The sequence below is a fragment of the Corallococcus terminator genome, from assembly GCF_049194865.1.
In the GTDB taxonomy this organism is placed as follows: Bacteria; Myxococcota; Myxococcia; order Myxococcales; family Myxococcaceae; genus Myxococcus; species Myxococcus terminator_A.
The window spans coordinates 48,043-70,571 of record NZ_JBLZWL010000075.1 but is presented as its reverse complement, the minus strand read 5'-3'; the positions used below and the strand labels follow the sequence as shown (position 1 = coordinate 70,571).

The window sequence follows — 22,529 nt, the reverse complement described above, 5'->3', positions numbered from 1 at the left end:
GCGACACAGCGCGCGCATCAGGCCCCGGAAGGAGCCCACGGACCGACCTTCGCCCCCACGGGCGACTGGAGACACGAGGGGTGAAGGTTCGGAAAAGCCGAGGCGCGCGCGAAGACCGGCTGAGAGTGCTCAGCGCTGCTCGGACCTTCCGGCCGTCCCACGCGGCTCCAGGTCGAAACCGTCCGTGGATTTCTCCCACGAGCGGATGCGGGCAGGTCTTCGGGCTCGTGAGCGCTTCGGCCTTGTGGGCCGGCTTCCTACTGCTCGTCGCTTCCCAGCTCCCCGAGGGGAACCAGTGCCAATGACGAGGTTCGTTCTCACTTACCGCTGCGGGGCAGCCCCGGAATCACACCGGGTTCCCTTTTAAGCCTGGACCGAAATCCAGGCACCAACACGGGGCGGTTTGTACTGTCGGCCTCTTCGGACTGTCAAGCGAAGTGCCTGACGCGTGCCCGCGCGACACACGTGCGCGGCGTGCCTGACACGAGCGGCGCATGCGCCAGATGTTCGCCGAGCAACCTGTCGTGCGAGGGCGGTGGCGCATCCACCGGACAGGGCTCACCTTCGCGCAAAGGCTTCCGCGTCGAAGGTCCTGCTCGCGAACATGGCTCCGTCCGCCGCGCCCACGTCATTCGAGGCAGCGCCCGCCGCGTTCCCCGCGTTCACCCGCGCACAGAAGGTCTTCACGATGCTGGGCGCGCTGCTCGGGCTGCTGCTCGCGGCGCTGGACCAGACGATTGTCGCCACCGCTGGCCCGTCCATCCAGGCGGACCTGGGAATCTCCCCAGCGCTCTACCCGTGGCTCACCACGTCGTACCTCGTCGCGTCGACGATGATGGTGCCCGTGTGGGGGAAGCTGTCGGACCTGCTCGGTCGCCGCGCGGTGCTGGCCGCGGGCATCGTCGTCTTCCTGCTCGGCAGCTTCCTGTGCGGCGTGTCGCGCTCCACGGTGTCGCTCATCCTGTTCCGCGCGGTGCAGGGACTGGGCAGCGCGGCGCTGTTCACCGGCGCACTGTCGGTCGTCGCCGACCTCTTCCCACCGCGCGAGCGAGGCAAGTACCAGGGCCTGTTCGGCGCGGTGTTCGGCCTGTCGAGCGTGATTGGGCCGCTCGCCGGTGGCTTCATCACGGACAGGCTCGGCTGGCACTGGGTGTTCTTCATCAACCTGCCCGTGGGAGCGGTGGCGCTCGCCCTCGTGCTGCTGCGCATGCCCCGGCTGAGGCCAGAGGGCGTGTCGCGAGGGAAGCTCGACGTGGTGGGCGCGGTGCTGCTGGCGCTGGCGGTGGTTCCGCTGCTGCTGGCGCTCAGCCTGGGACGCGGCGCGGAGCAGGTGGCGCACGGAGGCGGCTTTGCGTGGAGTTCGTGGCAGGTGCTGGGGATGTTCGCGTTGGCGGCGGTGGGCACGGCGCTCTTCATCCGCGAGGAGCGCCGCGCGCATGAGCCCCTGTTGGACTTGAAGCTGTTCCGCCAGAAGACCTTCGCCCTGGGCAACGCGGCGGTGTTCATCATCGGCGCGGTGTTCCTGTCGGGCGTCGTGTTCCTGCCGCTGTTCATGGTGAACGTGGTGGGGCTGTCGGCGACGCACTCGGGGCTGACGCTGACGCCGCTGACGCTGGGCGTGGTGGCGGGAAACGTGCTCAGCGGACAGCTCGTCTCTCGGCTCGGCCACTACAAGGTGCTGATGCTCGGCTCGCTCGTGCTGCTGATGGTGGGCTTCACGGTGATGGGCTTCACGCTGACGCCGGACTCCACACAGGCGGAGGTCACCGTGAAGATGGTCCTCGTCGGCGTGGGCCTGGGGCCGTCCATTCCGCTCTACACGCTGGCCATCCAGAACGCGGTGTCACCGCGGCAGATTGGCGTGGCCACGTCAGCGGCGACGTTCTTCCGGCAGCTCGGGATGACGCTCGGGGTGGCGCTGATGGGCGCGGTGTTCGCGACGACGCTGTCCCATGAGATGGGGACGCGCGTGGCCCAGGCCACCGAGGGACTTCCCCCGCACCTGCGTGCCGAGCTGTCGTCCGCCACGCCCGGAGCGGGAGGAGAAGGAGGCTCGACGCGCACCGTCTTCCAGGCGGAGGAGGTGAAGCAGCGCGTGAGCGCGGAGCTGGCTGCCGAGCGTCAGCGCGTCAAGGCCTCGGAAGACGCGGTGGCGAGCGTGGATGCACAGGAGCGGAGCGCGCTGGAGGCCGTGGACCGGACGAGCCGTGCGCTGAAGGAGTCCTTCACGCGCGCGGTGTCGGCGGTGTACCGCTGCGCCATCCTGGTCGCGCTGCTCGCGTTCCTGGTGACGCTGCGCCTGCCGGAGCAGCCGCTGCAGCGCGGACGGAAGCCGGCGCCCGCGGAGTGACTCCGGCTCACGCGAAGGTGCGCGCGGTGGACTGGGCTTCGAGCGTGTAGATGTGCACGGGCTGAGGCACGCCCTTGACGGGGTGGTGGCCCAGGTCCTTCACGCCGCCACGGTAGTGGGAGACGAAGGCTTCGGAGAGCAGCACGGGCACGTTGAGTCCCGCGCACAGGCCGGCGATGCGGCTGGCCAGGTTCACCGCCGGGCCGATGACGGTGAAGTCGAGCCGGTCCGAGGCGCCGATGTTGCCGTACATCACGTCGCCCACGTGGAGCGATGCGCCGAACTCGTAGGGTGTCAGGCCCTCGCGGCGACGGCGGGTGTTGTCGCGTGCGCAGGCGGCCACGGCCTCGTGGATGGTGCGCGCGGCGGCCTGGCACCGGGACTCCACGGAAGCGCTCGCGTCGATGCGATAGATGGCCAGCACCGCGTCGCCCATGAACTTGAGCACCTCCGCGCCGTTCGCGTGGAAGGCGCTGACCATGGTCTCGAAGTAGGCGTTGAGCAGCTCCAGCAGCGCGTCGCGAGGCAGCGCGTCCGACAGCGCGGTGAAGCTGCGCAAGTCACTCAGGCAGATGACAGCGGAGGTCGTCTCGCCGTCGCCTCGGCGAATCTGTCCCTGGAGGATGCGCCGGCCGGTGTCGCGGCCCAGGTACGTGTCGAGCAGCACGCCCGTCGTGTCCCTGCGCACCATGACCTCCAGCACCAGCTCGAGCAGCGGGTGCAGCTCCTGGAGCATGGCGCGGTGCGCGTCGGTGAAGCCGCCGGGGGCGGAGGTGGCCCAGGAGATGGCGTGGCGCTGGCCGTCGCTGAAGCACACGGGCAGGGCGAGGTACTCGGTGAGGCCCTCCGCGCGCAGCTCGGCGAACATGGGGTAGTCGTCGTCGGCGAGCGGCGACTCCAGCCGGCGGTCGATGATGGACAGGCCTTCTTGCAGGGCCTTGAAGGGGCTGCGCGAGAAGGGGGGCAGGTGCTGGAGGCCGTGGGGGTGGACCTCCGTGGTTCCGCGCTGTCCGGGGCGCCAGCGGAAGCTCCTCCCGTGGAGGAGCGGGTGCAGCGTGAAGTGGACGATGGACACGCGGGCCAGGGGCACGCCCATCGCGGACAGGCGTTCGCACAGCCCTTCGAGCAGTGGGGCGGGCGTGGCCAGCAGCTTCGCTTCCGAAGCGAGCCAGGTCATCAATTCCGAGGCAGCGGTATCGCGGCGAGGCCGCGAGTCACCAGCAGTCACAGTCACAGGCACTCACCACTTCCCCGGCGGGCCGTGCCGGAGGAGCGCCAAGCAACCATGGAGTCGCCGGAGGCGTCAACGAGGCGAGGGGGAGCGGGCGGGCAGGTGCCCGGCCCCGCCCATCCCTGTCTCAAAGAGCGAGAGGACGCGACTCGAGCCACACGTCGAAGGCGGTCGTCGCGAAGAGCTGCCCTTCCGCGAGGTGCTCCAGGTACTTCGCGTCCGTCACCTCGACGGCGAGGGCGAAGCGGTGCATGCGCGCCCAGGCTGCCTCCAGGAACAGCCACCGCCCCTGGTCCTGGAGGGGGGAGATTTCCTCGAAGGCCTCCCGGAGCGTCGCCTCGTCGAAGTCGTTGTGCCGCGCCAGGACGTAGGAGCGCTCCACGAAGCGGGGCGTGTGCCGGGCATGCCACTTCGCCTCGAAGACGTTCGGGTTGCCAGCGTCCTTGTGGAGCGACGAGGGTGCCTTGGCGGCCTTGTCGGCCAACGCGAGGTGCTCGTCGGCCACGGAAGGCGGCGCGCCTCGCACCAGATAGCGGGTGTCGCCAGCGCGGTCCTTCGCGTCGAGCAGCAGCATCAACGCGAAGGACCGGGTGTCGGCGTAGTCCGCCAGGCCGCCCGCGAAGCCCGTCAGACAGTGGAACGTGACCTTCCGCTCCTCGACCTTCCCCACACGAACGTAGAACGCCTCGGACACAAGCCCCTCCCCGGAGTGAAGCAGCAGGGGTCGGAATCTAGACCATTGTTGTTACCCGACTGCGAAAGCAATCTCGATACCCCGTGGAAAATGACCGCCATGAACTTCGAGCCGTCCATGTCGACTCGCCACCCGGCCCCGTTCGGGGAACGACCAGCGCCTCCTGGAGCATCAACGCCGCGCCTCGTGGAAACGCGGGTGGCGTCTCCCAGAACTCTTCCCCGAGATGCAGGCACTCGGGCTTCATTCAATCTTGTCGATATCAGCGGCTCTGACAGCAATCCGGCAGCGGATTGAAAGCAAACTGCCCGATATCGACAAAATTGAGTGCTTCCGCCCCTCAATCAACCGCGGGCTCCTGCTCAGTGCCCCGCGTTGGCCTTCGGCGGAGACGCCACGGGCGCCGAGCCAGGCTGCGGCGAGGTGGGAGCCTCCGGGCGGACGAGCGTCTCCGGGGACTCCGCCATGGCGTACGTCACCCACGCGGTGGCGGCGGTGCTGCGCGCCAGGTCCTGAGGATCCACCTTGTCCAGCGTGTCCGCATGCGTGTGGTGCACGTCGAAGTAGCGGCTGGAGTCCACCTCCACGCCGAAGAACGGGACGCGCGCCGGAACCAGCGGGCTGATGTCCGCGCCACCCGCCTCACGCGCGGAGAAGTTGGCCGCGCCCAGCGCCACCAGCGGCGTCAGCCAGGGCTTGAGCAGCTCCTGCCCCCCCGCGCCCGCGCGCAAGCTCACGGACACCGGACGCCCACCACCGGAGTCCATCTCCATGGCCGCCACGTGCCGCGACAGCTCCGCCGCATGCGTCTCCGCGTACGCGCGACCGCCGCGCAGCCCGTTCTCCTCGTTCATGTAGAGCACCACGCGCACCGTGCGCCGAGGCGCCTGCGGCAGCTTCGCGATAAGCCGCGCGGCCTCCATCACCATCACCACGCCCGCGCCGTCGTCATGCGCTCCCGTGCCCACGTCCCACGAGTCCAGGTGCGCGCTGATGAGCACGATTTCCTGCGGCTTCTCCCGCCCGCGAATCTCCGCGACGACGTTGTGCGAGTCCGCGTCCGGCAGCTCCGAGCACCCCAGCACCAGCTTCACCCGCACCACCCCTAGCGCGAGCTGACGGTGCAGCAGCTCCGCGTCCTCCGTCGCGACGGACGCAGCGGGGATGCGCGGGCCCTCGTCCTCGAAGCGCGTGGAGCCGGTGTGCGGCGTGCGCAGGGACGCCGTCGCCAGCGAACGCACCAGCGCGCCCACCGCGCCCGCCTTGGCCGCCAGCGCGGGACCCCGGCCACGCAGCCCCGCGAAGCGTCCGTAGTCCGCGGCCACCGTCATCGTGTGGTTGAAGAAGACAATCTTCCCCTTCACCGAGTCGCCCAGCGCGGCGAGCCCCTCCAGCGACGTCACCTCCACCACCTCCGCCGTGAGCCCCTCCGGGGCCGTGGGAGGACTGCCGCCCAGCGCGAGCAGGAACAGCGGATGGCCGCGCGTGCGCTCGGACGCGAGCACCTCGCCGCGCTCCTCGCCCCGCACCCAGCGCGGCACCTTGACGGGCTCCGTCCAAGCCTTCACGCCGTCCGCCTTGAAGCTCCGCAGCGCCCACTGCACCGCGGCGGCGGCGCCCTCCGAGCCCGACAGGCGCGGTCCAATCCCATCCGTCAGCTCCGCGAGCCGCGCGTAGGAATGACCCTCCGTCAGCGCGGGCCCCACCAGCTTCTCCGCGACAGCCAGGGGCGGCGTGTAAGCCTTCGCCGTGGGCGCGGACTTCGCGGGCGCGGACTTCGTGACGGCCGGCGCGGCCCCCGAGACGAGCTGGAGCGCGAGGGATGAAGACAGGATGAACGTGGAGACGGGCAAGAAGACCTCCGAAAGAGGCGCCCACTCTCCGCCCGGCCTATGAGGCTCGCAAGCGAGATGAACTCCACGCATGGTGCGAGCGCAGGATGCTTGCCTGGTGGAGTCTGCAGGGGTGCGGCGGGAATCCCAGGGGCCACCGCGCGCCGAGAGGGGGAACGCGGCGCGCGGGGCTCAACTGGGACTTCATACGGCGATATCGCTTTTGGGGGAGGCGATTACCGCCGCTGCGTCTCACTCTTTGGGAGGAAACGTGCCGGCATGTTGAAGATCATTCTCAAGGCCGTCAAGCCCGGTACCTCACTCAGCGTACAAGCGGACACTATTTCCTGGAAACGGGTTCAATTTTACAACCTGAACGGCATTTTGGGTAGGGAAGTGTATCCAACCCTGAATGACTGACACAGGCATTGAGCAGACAGAAGCGCTGTCCTCTGGCGTGTTAGAGGCCGTCCTTGGGAGATCCATGCCACCCACCCTGACGCGGCGCCCCCAAGCGACGGCTTTCAGCATCGAGGACCTGATGGACAAGGTCCAGCGCGGCGAGGTGCGCATCCCCTCCTTCCAGCGCCCCCTGAAGTGGACCTCGGAGGACATCCGCGCCCTGTTCGACAGCGTGTACCGGGGCTATCCCATCGGTACCCTGTTGTTCTGGAAGCGCGAGGCGTCGGCGGCAAGCCTTCACTACGGCCCAGCACACATCGACGCGCCTTCATCCGCCCAGGCCCTGTGGGTCGTGGATGGGCAACAGCGCATCTCGTCCCTGACAAGCGTTTTGCTCCGCAAGGGAACCGTGGACATGCGAGGGCTCGACGACTTCTCCATCTTCTTCGACCTGGAGACGGCGGAGCTCATCCGTCCTACGGACGAGCAGTCGATTCAAGCGCATTGGCTTCCGTTGAACGTCACGCTGGACAGCGAGCACCTGCTGGAATGGTTGGACGGTTACCCAGGACGAACCCAACACCCGGAGCACACGAAGGCCGCCATCCGGTTCGGCAAGGCGATTCGAGAGTTCCAGCTCCCCGCATACATCGTCGACGCGGACGAGGAGCAGACCCTCCGCATCATCTTCAAGCGATTGAACACCTCGGGAAAGCCTTTGACCCAGGAGGAGGTCTTCAACGCCCTGTATGGCAGCACGTCGGGGTCGCGACCGCTCGACCTGCAGTCAATGTCTCGTACCCTGCAAGACTTGGACTTCGGCAGGCTCGAACAAGGCTTTCTGGTTCAGGCCGTCCTCGCGGTACAGGGACTCGACTTCACCCAGGACTTCCAGACGCAACTGCGTGAAGACGACGACCTCACGGCAAACATGCTTGAGACCGACAAGGCGCTACGTGACGCCATCATTTTCACCAAGCGCGACATAGGCATCCCCCACATCAACATCCTACCGTACGAGCACCACCCACTGCTCGCCTTGGCAAGGTTCTTTCATCTCCACCCCAATCCCACAGCGCGTTCCCGAGAACTGCTTGCTCGCTGGGCTTGGCGAGTTCTATTCAATGGACAGCTCGGCATAGCAACCGCTTCACCCATCACCGATCTAAACGCCATCGGCCTTGATGAGGAAGGGTCCATCCAGCGGCTCCTCGCCTCCGCGGGAAAACCAAACGCATCCATTCCATCACTCATCACCCAGGCGCTCGACACAATCCCCACCAGCACAAACAGGGCCATCTACTTCTGGTTTGAGACTCGTCTCTGGGTATTCCTGACACTGCTCGATGCCCACCCAAGAAACCTCCTTGATGGCTCGCCTCTGGACGTGACCACTCTCATCAACGAACAAGGGTGGCACGTGCTCCGCTCGATTTTCCCCATCGACAACTCAGGCCAAAGAAGAAGCCCCCTCAACCGAATCATTCATCCAAAACTTCAAGCCCCATCCATCCTGGAGATTCTTCGCTCAGAGCAACCACTAGACTCGCGGATTCTGTCGAGCCACCTCATTACTCCCGAGGCCCGCTTCGCAATTCAACGAGGCGATGAAGACAAGTTCTTCATACTTCGGGCAGAAGCATTCTTGACTCAGCTCGACTCTTTCCTCCGAGCCAAGACACGCTGGGATGAATCCGACCGACCCTCCATCCAGTCACTCGTCATCTCCGACGAGGAGGACTGACATGGAGCCCACCGCCCCCCTCACCTCCGGCATCCTCGATGTCCATCTGGGCGACATCCACGTCGGAACCTTGACGCTGCTCGCCGACGAGCGCATCGAGTTCGTCCTCTCGGAGGAGTACCGCCAGCGCACGCCACGTCCCGTGCTGGGGCAGTCCTTCGAGGACGACCTCTCCCGTCGGTACACCAGCCGGATGCGGCTGCCCCATTTCTTCTCCAACCTCCTCCCCGAAGGTCCCCTTCGCGAGCTCATCGCCGAGCGGGAGCAGATCGCCAGACAACGCGAGTTCTTCCTCATCGCCCGGCTCGGAGAAGACCTCCCCGGCGCGCTCATCGTCCGGCCCGCGACCGCCCTTCGCTGGGACTCACCTCCACCCGTCGAGGAGCCACCTCCCACGGACACCGCGAACGAGCAGGAGCCCCTGCGCTTCTCGCTCGCGGGCGTGCAGCTCAAGTTCTCCATGCTGCGCAAGGACCGGGGGATGACGCTCCCCACGAACGGACAAGGGGGCGACTGGATTCTCAAGCTCCCGGACAACCGCTACGACCGCGTTCCGGAGAACGAGTTCTCCATGATGACCTGGGCCCAAGCCGCCGGCATCACCGTGCCGGAGATAAAGCTCGTGAAGGTCAGCGACGTCGAGGGACTCCCCGAAGGCCTCCCCCTCCGCGAGGACCTGGCCTACGCCATCCGCCGCTTCGACCGCCCCGAGCCCGGCCACCGCATCCACATGGAAGACATGGCCCAGGTGCTCGGCCTCTACTCGGAGGAGAAGTACAAGAAGTTCAACTACGAGACCGTCGCCAACATCGTCCTCAAGGTGGCGGGCCTGGACTCACTTCACGAGTTCCTGCGCCGACTCGTCTTCATCATCGCCATCGGCAACGGCGATGCCCACCACAAGAACTGGTCCCTGCTCTACCCGGACGGCGTCCAAGCCACGCTCTCCCCCGCCTACGACCTCGTCTCCACGATTCAGTACATCCCCAACGACTTCCTGGCGCTCAACCTCGCGCGCTCCAAGCGCTTCGACGAGGTCACCCTCGCCAGCTTCGAGCGGCTCGCCCGGAAGCTGGAGCTGCCCCCCGACGAAGTCCTTCGCGTCGTGAAGGACGCCGCCAGCGCCACACGCGACACCTGGTCATCCCTCCACCCACAACTCCCCATGTCGAGCGAGAGCAAGCGCCGCATCGAGGAGCACTGGCAGCGAGTTCCCCTGCTCCAGGGTGGGCCGTGACCCACAACGACTGACCTCGTCCTCGCGAGAGCCCGCCGAACACGGGAGCAGGCGCACTCGAAACCCTCCAGCGTCTGCCCAAGCCTCGACGTTCCCTACGCAGGGGATTCGCGCCGCCGCCTGCAAGACAGACATGGAGTGCGGGCCGACGCCCGTGAGCCCCCATCGCGGTGGATTCCTACCCACCTCGCCAAGACTTCTCGGAATGCGACAGGAATTGGCGCGGTCCGTCCCCGCTCGCCTCTGTGGTTGCCCTGCACCCGGGCACGCACCCGCTCGCCCGTTCCAATGAATTACGGACATGCATTTTTTCCTGAAATGGTGTCTATGTCCTCGAAGACTCGTTTGTCCCCGTCATGCACCAAGCGACGTACGTCCCCTCCCCCCAGGGCCGTGGCGTCTCGCGCCCCTGGGCGTTGAAGGAACGCAATGTTGATGGAGCAGTGGGCTCATCGCTTCTTCGAGCTCTCCACCGAGCTGTTCGTGGTGCTGGGCCCGCAGGGCAGGATTCTGGAAGCCAATCCGGCCTGGAACGTGACGGTGGGTTGGTCTCCCACGGAGCTGCGGCTCGAAGGCTATCGGGGCTTCGTCCACCCGGAAGACGTGGCGGCGGTGGATTCGCGGTTGGAGTCACTGGCGCGCACGACGGGCACCATGCGCTTCACCTGTCGGTGGCGGTGTCGTGACGGGACGTGGGCCTGGCTCGTGTGGAGCGCGGCGTGCTCCGCGGCGGGTGGGCCGCTGTACTGCACGGTGCGAAGACTCGAATCGCCTCCCGCGCTCGACAAGAACCGGAGCCCCATCGCCGATTCGAATGGTCCGGTGCCGCCGTGGGCGATGAGCGACAGCCTGCCCCTGGGCCTGTACGTGGTGGAGGTCCGCTCCGGCACCGTCCTCTACGCCAACCGCCGCTTCTGCCAGCTGTGGGGCATCGAGTCGCTCGAAGCCGCCATGCGCAAGGGCCAGGTCTCGCACGAGGACGTGCTGGGCCACTGCCTGCGCGCGGGCGAGGCGGCCTCCTTCCTGCGCCTGAACCCCGCCGCCACGGAGACAGACGCGCCACCGCCGCTGCACGGGGACGAGGCGGTGCTCGCCAACGGGCGGACGCTGCGCCGGCTCTCCACGCCCATGGGCGCCAGCGGTGACGAGTCGCGCTACCGGCTGTTCGCCTTCGAGGACGTCACCGAGCGCAAGCGCACGGAGGAGGCGCTGCACCGCTCCGAGCAGAGCTTCCGCAAGCTCATCGAGACGGCGCCCGAGGCCATCTTCGTCCACCGGGACCAGCGCTTCATCTACGTCAACCCGACGCTGCTGCGCGCGCTGAACTACGAGCACGCCAGTGAGCTGTTGGGCCGTCCCATCTGGACCATCGTCCACCCGGACGACCTGGACGTGGTGCGCCAGCGCGTGCACTCCGTGGTGGCTCGGGGCGAGCTGGCCCCGCTGCGCGAGATTCGGTACATGCGCCGCGACGGCACCTGGTTCGACGCGGAGAGCGCAGGCCTGCCCGTGGACTTCGACGGCGTGGGCGCGGTGGTCGTCATGGCGCGCGACGTCACCGAGCGCAAGCGCATGCAGGCCCAGCTCCTCCAGTCGGACCGCATGGTGCTCGCCGGCACGCTCGCGGCGGGCGTGGGGCACGAAATCAACAACCCGCTCACCTACGTCATGGCGAATCTGGAATCGGCCATGGAGTCCATGCAGCGGCTGGGCGGGGAGCTGGGGCGGATGCTCCCCGATGGGGCGCTCGCGCCGAACTGGTCCGTGTCCATCAAGGACACCGGGGAGCTGCTCAAGGAGGCGCTCGAGGGCGCCACCCGCGTGCGCAACATCGTCCGGGACTTGAAGTACATCTCCCGCCAGGACGAGGAGCGGCGGGAGCTGCTCGACGTGCGCGAGTCGCTGGAGTTCTCCCTCAAGCTGGCCTCCAGCGAGCTGCGTCCCCGGGCCCAGGTCGTCAAGCGCTACGAGGACGTGCCGCCTGTGCACGCGGATGCGTCCCGACTGGGGCAGGTCTTCCTCAACCTGGTCGTGAACGCGGCGCAGGCCATTCCAGAGGGAGACCCGGCGAACCAGCAGGTGACCATCTGGGTGCGTCCCGGCGTGAATGGCGGTGTGGCGGTGGACGTGAGCGACACCGGCTCCGGCATGCCGCCTGGGGTGCTCGCGCGCATCTTCGACCCGTTCTTCACGACGAAGGCGGTGGGCTCGGGCACGGGGCTGGGGCTGTCCATCTGCCACGGCATCATCCGGGGGCTGGGAGGCGAAATCACCGTGCGCAGCGAGCCGGGACGGGGGACCACCTTCACGGTGCAGTTGCCCCCCGCGCCCGCGGACGCGACGCCGCGAGAGGTGCCCTCGGAGCCCGCACCGTCGTCGGAGCGCAGCGGTCGGCTGCTGGTGATTGACGACGAGCCCGCGGTCGGCCGTTCGCTGGCGCGCATCATCGGCAAGCGGCACCAGGTGACGGTGGTGGGCAGTGGCGAGGAGGCGCTGACGAAGCTGTCCTCCGGTGGCCCGTTCGACGCCATCTTCTGTGACTTGATGATGCCGGGCATCACCGGCATGGACGTGTACGAGCGGGTGCGGGAGCGAGAGCCCGGGCTGAGCCTGCGCTTCATCTTCATCACCGGTGGCTCGTACACCACCCGGGCGCGCCAGTTCCTGGAGCGCATTCCGAACCCGCGCATCGAGAAGCCCTTCGATGCGCAGATGATTCAACAAATCGTCGGAGAAGTGCTGGCGGTCGACTCCTGACGTCGCCGTGCTTGCCGCGAATGAGTGAGACTTCACCGTGCCGGATTCCCCGGCGCGCACCCGAAGGGAGTTCCTGGTGATTGGCGGCGGCTTCGTCATCGATGCGGTTACGCACGCGTACAACCTGCACCCATCCAACTGGCGCGCGGGGAAGTACGCCGAGTCCCTGGCTCAGCTCATCTTCGGACTGCACAGCGGGTTGTCCAACGACTCGCACCGCGTCCCGCAAGCCGACCAGTTCATGAAGGACTGGTCCGTGGACGAGCTGGCCCACATCCTCTTCGTGGAGAGCGACATCGACCTCGCGGTGCACCACGTGCTGCCGCTGCAGACTCTCTACACGGACGGGCTGTGCTCGTACGAGAAGACGGTGGACATCAAGCGGCGCTTCCCGGACCGCTTCCTCGTCTATGCGGGCGTGGACCCGCTGCGGGGCACGGCGGCGCTGGAGGACCTGGAGCGGCAGGCGGAAGAGCTCAAGCCCACGGGTCTGAAGCTCTACCCGGCGGCGTGGCTGGGAGACTCGTTCAAGCACACCGGCTGGCGGATGGATGACCCGAGCATCGCGTTCCCGTTGTTCGAGCGGGCGCGCAAGCTGGGCATCAAGAACATCGCGGTGCACAAGGGCCTGCCGATGGGGGCGGTGCCGCTGGAGCCGTACAAGGTCGACGACATCGGCGGCGCGGCGGATGCGTTCCCGGACCTGAACTTTGAAATCGTCCATGGCGGCATGGCGTTCCTGGACGAGACGGGCATGCAGCTGTCGCTGTTCCCCAACGTGTACGTCAACCTGGAGGTGACGGGGGCGTTGCTGGTGAAGCGCGAGCGCTGGTTCGCGGAGTCGCTGGCGGCGCTGCTCAAGTGGGCGGGCCCGTCGAAAATCATGTGGGGCTCCGGGACGGTGTTCAGCCACCCGCAGCCGGCGCTGCACAAGTTCTGGCACGACTTCCAGCTGCCCGAGGAGCTGGTGCAGATGGCGGGCATGCAGGTGACGCCGGAGGTGAAGCGGATGATTCTCTGCGACAACTACGCGCGCTACGCCGGGGTGGACGTGGAAGCGGTGAAGAAGCGCATCGAGAACGACGAGTTCGCTCGCAAGCGCGCCAAGGGCGACATCAAGCCCTACAGCTACCAGCCGGAGGCGCGGCCGTGACGACGGAAGCGGCGCTGCGCGAGCGCATCCAGTCGATTCCGGACCCGTGCAGCATGGCGACGGGTGTGCCGCTGGGGATTGGAGAGATGGGGCTCATCCAGAGCGTGGCGCACCAGGATGGCAAGGTGACGGTGCGGCTGCACATCACCTCTCCCATGTGCATGATGGCGGCGTACTTCATGCGTGAAATCGAGCAGCGTCTCACGGGCCAGGAGGGCGTCGAGTCCGTGCACGTGGAGTTCGACCACGACCTGAAGTGGACGCCGCAGGACATCCAGCCCGAGGCGCGTGAGCGTCTGGCGGCACGACGCATCACCATGCTGGGTGGGCGTCTCTTGCCGCGCACGGAAGCGCCGGCGACGAGCGGGAGCTGAGCGACACGGCTGCGCGGCGGGCCCGAGGGCCCGCTCGTCGCGGCCCACGGTGAACTCGAGGCGAGAGGTTTTCGCCTCGACGTCTTGGCCCTCGCAGGTGCGTCGAGGTTCACCGTGAGCTTGCTGGGGAACCAGTCCATGGACATGAAGGTCGTGTTGTTGAGCGTGGTGCTGTTGAGCACGGGCTGCGCCTCACTTCCGCATCCTCCTGGCGGGGCGCTGCGCTCGGACGCCCTGTCGAGCACGGAGACACGAGGCCACCGTCGACGTGACACGCGTCTGCTCGCGTCCAGTGCGCGGTCGATGGATGCGGCCGTTGTCGGTGTGGATGCCTGGGAGCGGTTGCTCGCGGTGTCGGGGCTGGAGGAGCGGGATGAGCGCCCTTTGTCCGGTCAGTCGCTCACGCCCACGCAAGCGGCGCGGCTCCTGGCGAGGCTGCCCGACAAGCCCGTGACGCTGGGACAGTTTCCAGCGCGGGTCGCCGTGGGCTTCATGTTGCGCGAGGTGATGGCTTCGGGTGAGGCGTCACGCGGCGAGCTGGTCCGCCGGACGGAGCGCTTCGAACAGGTGGCGGTGCTGCGACCCGATGGCTGCCTCGCGTGGGTGCGCAGCGGGCAGACGCAGCAGCGCGTGGGGCAGGTGGAGTGGAAGGACGGCAACTTCCGGGCGGGGCTGTTCGAGCTGGGACGCTTCTACTCGGGCAGGGGCGGCGTCTTCCGCCCACTGGGCTCACGTCTGGAGGAGCTACGCGGCGGCGCCTTCACCGACGTCCATGACGACGCCGACACGGTGAGCCGGGTCCTGGATGGAGCCGAGGAGTCCTTCGTCGAGCTGGCGCTGGCCGTGGGGCAGTTCTTCTCGACTTCTCCGTCCAACCATCTCGCCGCGCTTCAGCACATGCCCGCAGCCCTGTCGGCCCTGCTGGCGTCATCTCCCGAGTACCTGGAGCGCTTCCAGTACCTGCCTCGGGGAGAGCAGATTCAAGTGGTCTCCAAGCTGGTGACGGGGCTCATCACGGCGTGGGGAACCGCGAATGGCGTCGCGCGGACAATGGGCGGCACGGCGTTCGCGACTGCGGAGGTTCCGGTGCTGTCGCTCTCCGCGAGTGGAGCGCTCATCATGGAGCGAGTCTCGGTGCCAGTGGGGCGCGCGGCGGCGGTGCTGGGCGGTGGGCCCGGCGCGGCCATCATCCTCCAGCGCGCCAACACCACGGGCCAGAGCGCTTCACCGTCGCGAGGGCCTGGGCAATGGAAGCCCGCGAACGAGTCCATGAAGCCAGCGGCTCGCCGCTACCAGGAGCAAATCTCGGGGCACACCGCCGACGACGCCTACTGGGTGGGCGAAGTGAAGTTCGACGGATACAAGGACGAGATACTCCTGGAGGCCAAGGGTCCCAACTACGACAACAAGTTCACGGACCAACTGGACCCCGAATATTGGTTCAGGCCCACGGGTGCCAAACGGATGATTGAGCAAGCCAAACGACAACGAGATATCGTGCGAGGGCAGAACATTCGCATCGAGTGGCATGTCGCGGAGAAGAAGTCAGCGGATGCCATTCGGATTCTGCTCGAGCGAGCTGGTATCAACGAGATCTCGGTTGTCCACACCCCGGCCCTCTGAGGAAACAACGCCGTGCCCGTTCCACCAGATTTCAAGCCCTACCCGTACCTGGAGACGTACTACGCAGGCGCCTATTGGGGGCCACGTCGCGAGTCACCGGAGCAGTGCGCTCACCGGACGGCGACCTTTCTCAACCTCCTGGCTTCGTGCGACCCATTCCTGGCCCATTGGTACAAGTACACGCGGTCGCGCAAGGACGCGCGCAAACACCCACTGATGCCGCCCGATGAAACCACCCTCGCCGAGCACTTTCGCAAGGGCGTCAATCGGGAAGGCAACGGACGCGTCTTTTTTGAGCTGGGCCTCAGCTTCCTGTTCCACAACGGAGGAGACAAGGACGACAGCGCAAGTATCAACATCAATTCCGGAAGTTACGCGGAGAGCAACTCCAACGTGTGCGTGCTGTCGCTGCCCACGCTCGGTCGCAGCGAGAACGCAGACCGCATCATCACCGCACCCGTTCTCGCGAGTGTGCTGCGATGCATGGCGCTCGCCTGGGAACCCGATTGGGCTATCGCCATGTCCGACGCATATCGCTCCACGGAGAACGCCCGCGACGGTCAAGCCAACGACAGACCCGGCTGGATAACCTACTTCGCCAGGCACCGAGGCACCGTGCCTCCACTCCCCGCGCCCGTGCGCATCGAGCACGTCGGGGACCAGGGAACCCTCATCACCCTCACCCCCGAGCGCTTCACCTACGAAAACGCCGAGCACGTCGCCCTCGCTCGACGCGTGCATGAGCTGCTGGTGAAGGCCGGCCTCATGGAGCCCATCGTCCGCAGACCCGCGTGAGCTACAGCACCCGACGCACGAGCTGCGGGAACACCTTCGACACCTTCCCCAGCAGATAGTCACCGTAGGTGCCCTCGAACGCGTGGACGCTCGCTCCGTCCCAACGCCGAGCACGGTCCTCATCCACATCCGCCGAAGCCACATCCGGCAGCGGCAGGACCTCCGCCGCGAAGTCCGGGTCGAAGAAGAGCGGGAACGAGAGCCTGTCTTTCCCACTCACGTTCTTCACCCGATGCGGCGTGGAGCGATACCAACCACCCGTCAGCCGGTCGAGCATGTCGCCAATGTTGCACACCAGCGTCCCTGGCAGCGGCGGCGCCTCCACCCATCCGCGCCGTGACTTCACTTGAAGCCCACCGTTCGTGTCCTGCGCGAGCAGCGTCAGCAGCCCGTAGTCCGTGTGCTCCCCCACGCCCCAGCGCTCCTCCCCATCAGCGGGCTCGGGCTCCGCGGGGTAGTGGAAGACGCGGAACAACACCGTGGGGTCCGCCGTGTACATCCGGTGGAAGTAGTCCCGCTCCAACCCCAGGCTCTCCGCCACGCCCTCCATCAGCGCATGCGCCGCGCGCGTCACACCGGCCATGTAGTCGAGCACCACCGCGCGCAGCCCCGGCACCTCCGCAGGCCACAGGTTCGCCCCGTGCAGCGGCCAGCCCGCCTTCACCCGCGGATGCTCGGACCCCAGCTCCGTGCCCAGGTAGAGCCCTTCCTTGCGGTCCGGCTTGCCTGACGTCAGCTCGCCCCCCAGCGGGAACCAGCCGCGCCACGCGGGCCCACCGTGCGCCATCGCGATGGCCTCCTTCGCCTCGCGCGGTAACGCGAAGAAGCGATGGCTCTCCTCCTCCAGCCGAGCGAGCACCGCGTCCGAGACGCCATGCCCGGAGACATAGAAGAAGCCGGTGTCACGACACGCCTGCTCGATGTCTCGCGCCACCAGCTTCCGTGCCTCGGAAGGGGACGCGTCAAACAGCGGGGACATGTCGATGACGGGTAAGCGCTCCGGCGCGGTGGTGACTCCAGCCATGCCCGGAAGCCTACACCGAGCCGCACATGGGGTGCCCCACCTCACACGCGGCTCCCGCCCCCGCACGAGAAGCCCTGCGCACTCCCGGGCTCGGCGTTACTCCACCCTCGCCCACCCACCCGTGCACGCGGTGCTCCCACTCACCCCATGTTCACCCACAAGCAGGCGCGACAAACCTCACGTGTCACGGGACCTGCTCGCACTCATGGTCCCCACCACACGCACGACGCCCTTCGCGCCCCCTGGCAAGCAGGCGTGACACGCCTCATGTGCCACTGGACCTGACCGCTCTCCAGGCAGAGAGTGCGCCGCGCCTCCCATGTCGACACCCGCCTCTTCGGAACCAGCTCACGCCACGCTCAGCACAGGCCTGGTGGGGCTCATGGCCGCCGCCTCCGGCGCCACCGCCGCGAACCTCTATTACAACCAGCCCCTGCTCGGGGACATCGGCCGGGAGCTGAACGCCTCGGGCAGCTCGCTCGGCCTCGTGCCCACGCTGACCCAGGTCGGCTACGCGGCGGGCATGCTGCTCATCGTCCCGCTCGGCGACAGCCTGGAGCGACGGCGCGTCATCGTCACCATGTCCGCGCTGGTGAGCCTCTCTCTCGTCGGCATCGCGCTCGCTCCCACCCTTCCATGGCTCGTCGTCGCCAGCTTCATCGTGGGCGCCACCACCATCGTCCCCCAGCTCCTCGTGCCCTTCGCCGCGCACCTGGCTCCCGCCGCCCAGCGTGGACGTGTCGTGGGGACCGTCATGAGCGGCCTGCTCATCGGCATCCTCCTGTCACGCACCGCCGCCGGCTTCGTGGGCACGCACCTGGGCTGGCGCTCCATGTTCTGGATGGCCGCCGGGTTGATGCTCCTGCTCGCGCTGGTGCTGCGCTTCACCCTGCCCTCGCAGCCGGCCGTGGCCGCCATGCCCTACCCGGAGCTGATGCGCTCACTGGTCCACCTCGCACGCACCGAGCCCATCCTGCGCCTTCACTCCGTGCTCGGAGCGCTCACCTTCGGCGCCTTCAGCGTCTTCTGGTCCACGCTGGCCCTGTACCTCCAGAGCCTCCCCGAGCACTACGGCCCCCAGGTCGCCGGCCTCTTCGGTGTCGTCGGCGTCGTGGGCGCGATGATTGCGCCCCTCGTGGGCCGCTACGCGGACTCGCACGGAGGCCGGCGCATCAACATGCTCGCCATCGGCGTGCTGCTCCTGTCCTTCCTGTTGATGTGGCCGCTCGGACGCTGGCTGTGGGGCATCGCCCTGGGCGTGGTGCTGCTCGACCTGGGCGCCCAGGGCAACCACATCTCCAACCAGACGCGCGTCTACGCTCTGCGCCCGGAGGCACGCAGCCGCCTCAACACCCTCTACATGGTGACGTACTTCGCGGGCGGCGCGGGTGGCTCCTGGCTGGGAACCACCGCATGGACCCACTTCGGCTGGGCCGGCGTGTGTGCCTCCGGCGCCGCCCTGTGCCTCATCGGCCTCGCCGTGCTTGGCCTGAGTCGACAGCGCGCTCAGCCCGGCGACGACAGACAGGTCCACCACCACTGAATCGAGGGGATGGGCAAGGGCTCCAGCGGCGGAGCACCCACACAGGTGGGAGCCCCGTCACTGACATTCCCCTCGCACTCCAGGACAACGGACATCCGGGGTTCGATTCGTCCGCACTGTCACGCGGCTCAGGCCGGCGGCTCCTTCGGCTTCGCCTCCGGCGTGAGCACCACGAGCAGCTGCTTCGCTGAAACCTGTCCGCCCGCCGAGGCATTCACCGCCTCGACGACGCCAGGGATGTCCGCCACGAGCTGGAACTCCATCTTCATCGCCTCCAGCACGAGGAGGACGTCACCCGGCTTCACCGCGTCACCCGGCTTCGCATCCACGCGCAGGATGCGTCCATCCATCGGCGCGAGCAGTCGTCCCGTGCCCGCCCCCTCCGTCGACTTCGGCGGACGGAACGTCACGTCCGTGAGGTGGCGTGCCCCGACGCCCAGGTCCAGCCAGAGCGAGTCTCCGCTGCGGAGGTACCGCGCTCGGCCTCTCGCCCCGGAGACGGAGTAGTCGAACACGCTGTCCGCCAGCGCCAACACGCCGACCTCGAGCGGCTCGCCACCCGCGCTCACCTCGTACCGCTCCGGGGACACCGGCCGCACCGAGACCTTCGACTCACCGTTCCGGTCCTCCAGCGTCATCGCCACCGGATGCGTGTGCGCCGTGTTCCAGTTCACCAGCGAGCCGTCCAGCCCACTCCGCCTCGCGAGGACCTGCGCCTCGTCGTGGAAGAGGGCCGTCGCCGCCAGCGCCCGCTCACGAGGGCTCGTCTCGTACAACCGCTCCAGCGTCGCGCTGTCCGCGTGCTTGCCGATGAAGCCCGTGTCGTAGACCCCAGAGCGGAACGTGCCGTCCTCCAGCACGTGGAGCAGCAGAGCCTTGTTCGTGGTGACGCCGAACACGGTGAGCTCGTGCAGCGCCTCCACCAGTCGCCGCCGCGCCTGCTCCCGGTCGGAGCCGTACGCAATCACCTTCGCCTGCATGGAGTCATAGAAGGGCGGGATGTCCTGCCCCTCGCGCACGCCATGGTCGATTCGCACGCCCTCGCGCGATGGCAGCCGCCACGTCAGCAGCCGACCCGCCTGAGGTGCGTACTGGTTCGCCGGGTCCTCCGCGCACAGGCGCACCTCGATGGCGTGCCCCGTCCAGGTGATGTCCCGCTGCGCGCGCGGCAGCACTTCGCCCGACGCCACGCGGAGCTGCCACTCCACCAGGTCCAGGCCGGTAATCTCCTCCGTGACGGGGTGCTCCACCTGGAGACGGGTATTCATCTCCATGAAGTAGAACTCGCCGCTCGGCGCGAGGAGGAACTCGATGGTGCCCGCGCCCTTGTAGGCAATCGCCTTGGCCGCGGTGACGGCCACCTGTCCCATCCGCTCGCGCAGCTCCGCGCTGACGGCGGGGGACGGGCTCTCCTCGACAATCTTCTGGTGACGCCGCTGCACCGAGCAGTCGCGCTCACCCAGGTGCACGACGTTGCCGTGCTCATCGGCGAAGACCTGAATCTCCACGTGCCGCGCGTTGATGACCGCCCGCTCCAGGATGAGCTCGCCGCTGCCGAAGGCATTGGTGGACTCCGAGCGCGCGCCACGCAGCGCGGCGCGGAGCTGCGACGCCTCGTGCACCAGTCGCATGCCGCGTCCACCACCACCGGCCGCCGCCTTCACCATCAGCGGGAAGCCGATGCGCTCGCCCTCCACCGCCAGCGCCTCGTCGTCCGCGTCCGAGGCCTCGTAGCCGGGAATGCACGGCACACCGGCGGCAATCATCCGCAGCTTCGCCTGACGCTTGTTGCCCATCAGGGTGATGGCCTCGGCGTCCGGGCCGATGAAGACAAGCCCCGCATCCTTGCACGCGCGCGAGAAGGCCGCGTTCTCCGAGAGGAAACCGTAGCCCGGATGAATCGCCTGGGCCCCCGACGCCTTCGCCGCGCCGATGAGCTTGTCGATGACGAGGTAGGACTCCTTCGCGGGCGACGCTCCAATCGGCACCGCCTCGTCCGCCGCGAGCACATGGGGCGCGCCCCGGTCCGCCTCGGAGAACACCGCCACCGTCCGATAGCCCAACCGCTTGCACGTGCGAATCACCCGCACGGCAATCTCACCCCGGTTCGCGATGAGGACCTTGCTGAAACGCTCCATCCCGTTCGCTCCTCTCACAGGCGTGCGACTCCGAAGCTGTTGGGATTGACCTCGCGTCGACCCGCCTCGCGGCAGATGGACAGGACGAACCCGAGCACCCGTCGCGTGTCGCGCGGGTCGATGATGCCGTCGTCGAACAACCGCGCCGAGGCGTTGAAGGGGTGCGACTCCTTGTCGAACTGGTCGACGATGGGCTGGGTGAAGGCGCGGATGGCCTCCTCGTCCACCGTCTCACCGTCGCGCGCGAGCTTCTCGCCGAAGACAATCGACATCACCTTCGCCGCCTGCTCACCGCCCATGACGGCCGTGCGCGCGTTGGGCCACGCGAAGATGAAGCGCGGATGGAACGGCCTGCCGCACATTCCATAGTTGCCCGCGCCAAACGAGCCACCCACCAGCAGCGTCACCTGCGGCACCGTGGCGTTCGCCACCGCCTGAATCATCTTCGAGCCGTGCTTGACGATGCCGCCCTGCTCCGGCTGCGTCCCCACCAGGTAGCCCGTGGTGTTCTGGAGGTAGACGATGGGCGTGCCCGACTGACAGCAGAGCTGGATGAACTGCGCCGCCTTCGTCGCGCCCTTCGGACTGATGGGGCCGTTGTTGCCGATGATGCCGATGGGCGCGCCGAAGAGGTTGGCCCACCCGCAGACGGTGTGCGTGTCGTAGGCGTCCTTGAAGCCCGTGAAGTCGGAGCCGTCCACGAAGCGCGCGATGATTTCGCGGCAGTCGTAGGGCTTGCGGTAGTCCGCGGGGATTGCGCCACACAGCTCGTCCGGCGAGTAGCGCGGCTCCTCGTAGAGCGTGGGTGCCCGCGCTGCCAGTCGCTCGTTCCAGCCGAGCTTGGACACGATTTCGCGCGCCATGCGGATGGCGTCGGCGTCGTTCTCGGCCAGGTAGTCCGCGGTGCCCGCGACGGTGGCGTGCATCTCCGCGCCGCCCAGCTCCTCGTCCGTGGCCACCTCTCCCGTCGCCGCCTTGAGCAGCGGCGGACCCGCGAGGAACACCTTCGCCTTCTTCTTCACCATCACCACGTAGTCGGACAGGCCGGGCAGGTACGCGCCACCCGCCGTGCTCGAGCCGTGGACCACGGTGATTTGCGGGATGCCCGCGGCCGACATCCGCGCCTGGTTGTAGAAGGTCTCCCCGCCCGGGATGAAGATCTCCTGCTGGTACATGAGATTGGCGCCGCCGCTCTCCACCAGCGACACCATGGGCAGCTTGTTCTGGAGCGCGATGGCCTGTCCGCGCAGCGCCTTCTGCACGCCCCAGGGCGACGCGGTGCCGCCCTTGATGGCGGAGTTGTTGACGAAGACGAAGCAGCGCACGCCGGACACGTAGCCGATGCCCGCGATGCTGTTGCCGCCCGCCAGCGAGCCGTCACTGTCGTCGTGGTAGCCGTACCCGCACAGCGTGGACAGCTCCAGGAAGGGCGAGCCCCGGTCCAACAACATCATCAGCCGCTCGCGGGGGAGCAGCTGGCCACGCTTGTGGAACTTCTCGGTCGCCTTGTTCTCGGTGGCGCGGACCTTCGCCTCCACGCCCCGCAGCTCCGCGAGGCGCGCCAGCATGTCCGCGCGCTGTGCCTGGAACGACTCCGAGCCCGTGTTCACCCGCGATGTGATTCTTGGCATC

Annotated in this window: 15 protein-coding genes and 1 riboswitch; of the genes, 9 read left to right on the top strand and 6 right to left on the bottom strand. The window is 67.6% G+C overall.

Annotation, left to right across the window (positions count from 1 at the left end):
• Positions 1-193: 193 nt before the first annotated feature.
• A riboswitch (cobalamin riboswitch) is annotated at positions 194-408 on the bottom strand.
• Between the two features lie 196 nt (positions 409-604).
• On the top strand, positions 605-2,350 hold the full coding sequence (locus ACN469_RS24070) for an MDR family MFS transporter (protein ID WP_498771127.1): 1,746 nt from the start codon (positions 605-607) through the stop codon (positions 2,348-2,350).
• Positions 2,351-2,357: 7 nt separating this feature from the next.
• Here ACN469_RS24070 and ACN469_RS24065 read toward each other — a convergent pair whose 3' ends face one another.
• The 3 genes from ACN469_RS24065 to ACN469_RS24055 form a co-directional block, all read right to left on the bottom strand.
• Positions 2,358-3,527, bottom strand: a complete 1,170-nt coding sequence (locus ACN469_RS24065) for an adenylate/guanylate cyclase domain-containing protein (RefSeq protein ID WP_498771125.1) — start codon at positions 3,525-3,527, stop codon at positions 2,358-2,360.
• A gap of 181 nt (positions 3,528-3,708) precedes the next feature.
• On the bottom strand, positions 3,709-4,275 hold the full coding sequence (locus tag ACN469_RS24060) for a hypothetical protein (RefSeq protein WP_498771123.1): 567 nt from the start codon (positions 4,273-4,275) through the stop codon (positions 3,709-3,711).
• Positions 4,276-4,637: 362 nt separating this feature from the next.
• Positions 4,638-6,128 (bottom strand): M20/M25/M40 family metallo-hydrolase, encoded by a 1,491-nt coding sequence (locus ACN469_RS24055; protein WP_498771121.1) that lies wholly within the window; start codon positions 6,126-6,128, stop codon positions 4,638-4,640.
• A 463-nt stretch (positions 6,129-6,591) separates the two neighbouring features.
• On the opposite strand from ACN469_RS24055, the gene ACN469_RS24050 reads away from it, so the two are divergent.
• From ACN469_RS24050 to ACN469_RS24020, 7 genes are all read left to right on the top strand, one after another.
• Positions 6,592-8,253: a DUF262 domain-containing protein gene (locus tag ACN469_RS24050; protein WP_498771119.1), complete on the top strand. Its 1,662-nt coding sequence runs from the start codon at positions 6,592-6,594 to the stop codon at positions 8,251-8,253.
• A 1-nt stretch (position 8,254) separates the two neighbouring features.
• Positions 8,255-9,490 carry a type II toxin-antitoxin system HipA family toxin gene (locus ACN469_RS24045; RefSeq protein WP_498771117.1) on the top strand — a complete coding sequence of 412 codons (1,236 nt, stop codon included), beginning with the start codon at positions 8,255-8,257 and terminating at the stop codon, positions 9,488-9,490.
• A 435-nt stretch (positions 9,491-9,925) separates the two neighbouring features.
• Entirely contained in the window at positions 9,926-12,247 is a 2,322-nt protein-coding gene (locus ACN469_RS24040) for a PAS domain S-box protein (protein WP_498771115.1), read from the top strand.
• A gap of 37 nt (positions 12,248-12,284) precedes the next feature.
• Entirely contained in the window at positions 12,285-13,400 is a 1,116-nt protein-coding gene (locus ACN469_RS24035) for an amidohydrolase family protein (protein WP_498771113.1), read from the top strand.
• Positions 13,397-13,774, top strand: coding sequence for a metal-sulfur cluster assembly factor (locus ACN469_RS24030; protein WP_498771111.1), 378 nt, complete (start codon positions 13,397-13,399; stop codon positions 13,772-13,774). The genes ACN469_RS24035 and ACN469_RS24030 overlap by 4 nt, the downstream gene beginning before the upstream one ends.
• A 114-nt stretch (positions 13,775-13,888) precedes the next feature.
• The gene (locus ACN469_RS24025; protein ID WP_498771109.1) at positions 13,889-15,397 is read left to right on the top strand and encodes a Tox-REase-5 domain-containing protein; all 1,509 of its coding nucleotides are present in this window, start codon (positions 13,889-13,891) and stop codon (positions 15,395-15,397) included.
• Between the two features lie 12 nt (positions 15,398-15,409).
• On the top strand, positions 15,410-16,192 hold the full coding sequence (locus tag ACN469_RS24020) for an immunity 52 family protein (protein WP_498771107.1): 783 nt from the start codon (positions 15,410-15,412) through the stop codon (positions 16,190-16,192).
• Between the two features lies 1 nt (position 16,193).
• Here the strand turns inward: ACN469_RS24020 and ACN469_RS24015 are convergent, their stop codons facing one another.
• On the bottom strand, positions 16,194-17,216 hold the full coding sequence (locus ACN469_RS24015; protein ID WP_498771105.1) for an isopenicillin N synthase family dioxygenase: 1,023 nt from the start codon (positions 17,214-17,216) through the stop codon (positions 16,194-16,196).
• 382 nt (positions 17,217-17,598) lie between these two features.
• Here ACN469_RS24015 and ACN469_RS24010 point away from each other — a divergent pair, with 382 nt between their 5' ends.
• Positions 17,599-18,759: an MFS transporter gene (locus ACN469_RS24010; protein ID WP_498771103.1), complete on the top strand. Its 1,161-nt coding sequence runs from the start codon at positions 17,599-17,601 to the stop codon at positions 18,757-18,759.
• 128 nt (positions 18,760-18,887) lie between these two features.
• Here the strand turns inward: ACN469_RS24010 and ACN469_RS24005 are convergent, their stop codons facing one another.
• Both ACN469_RS24005 and ACN469_RS24000 read right to left on the bottom strand, forming a co-directional pair.
• Positions 18,888-20,897, bottom strand: a complete 2,010-nt coding sequence (locus ACN469_RS24005) for an acetyl/propionyl/methylcrotonyl-CoA carboxylase subunit alpha (RefSeq protein WP_498771101.1) — start codon at positions 20,895-20,897, stop codon at positions 18,888-18,890.
• 14 nt (positions 20,898-20,911) lie between these two features.
• Positions 20,912-22,528 carry an acyl-CoA carboxylase subunit beta gene (locus tag ACN469_RS24000; protein WP_498771099.1) on the bottom strand — a complete coding sequence of 539 codons (1,617 nt, stop codon included), beginning with the start codon at positions 22,526-22,528 and terminating at the stop codon, positions 20,912-20,914.
• Position 22,529: the final 1 nt, after the last annotated feature.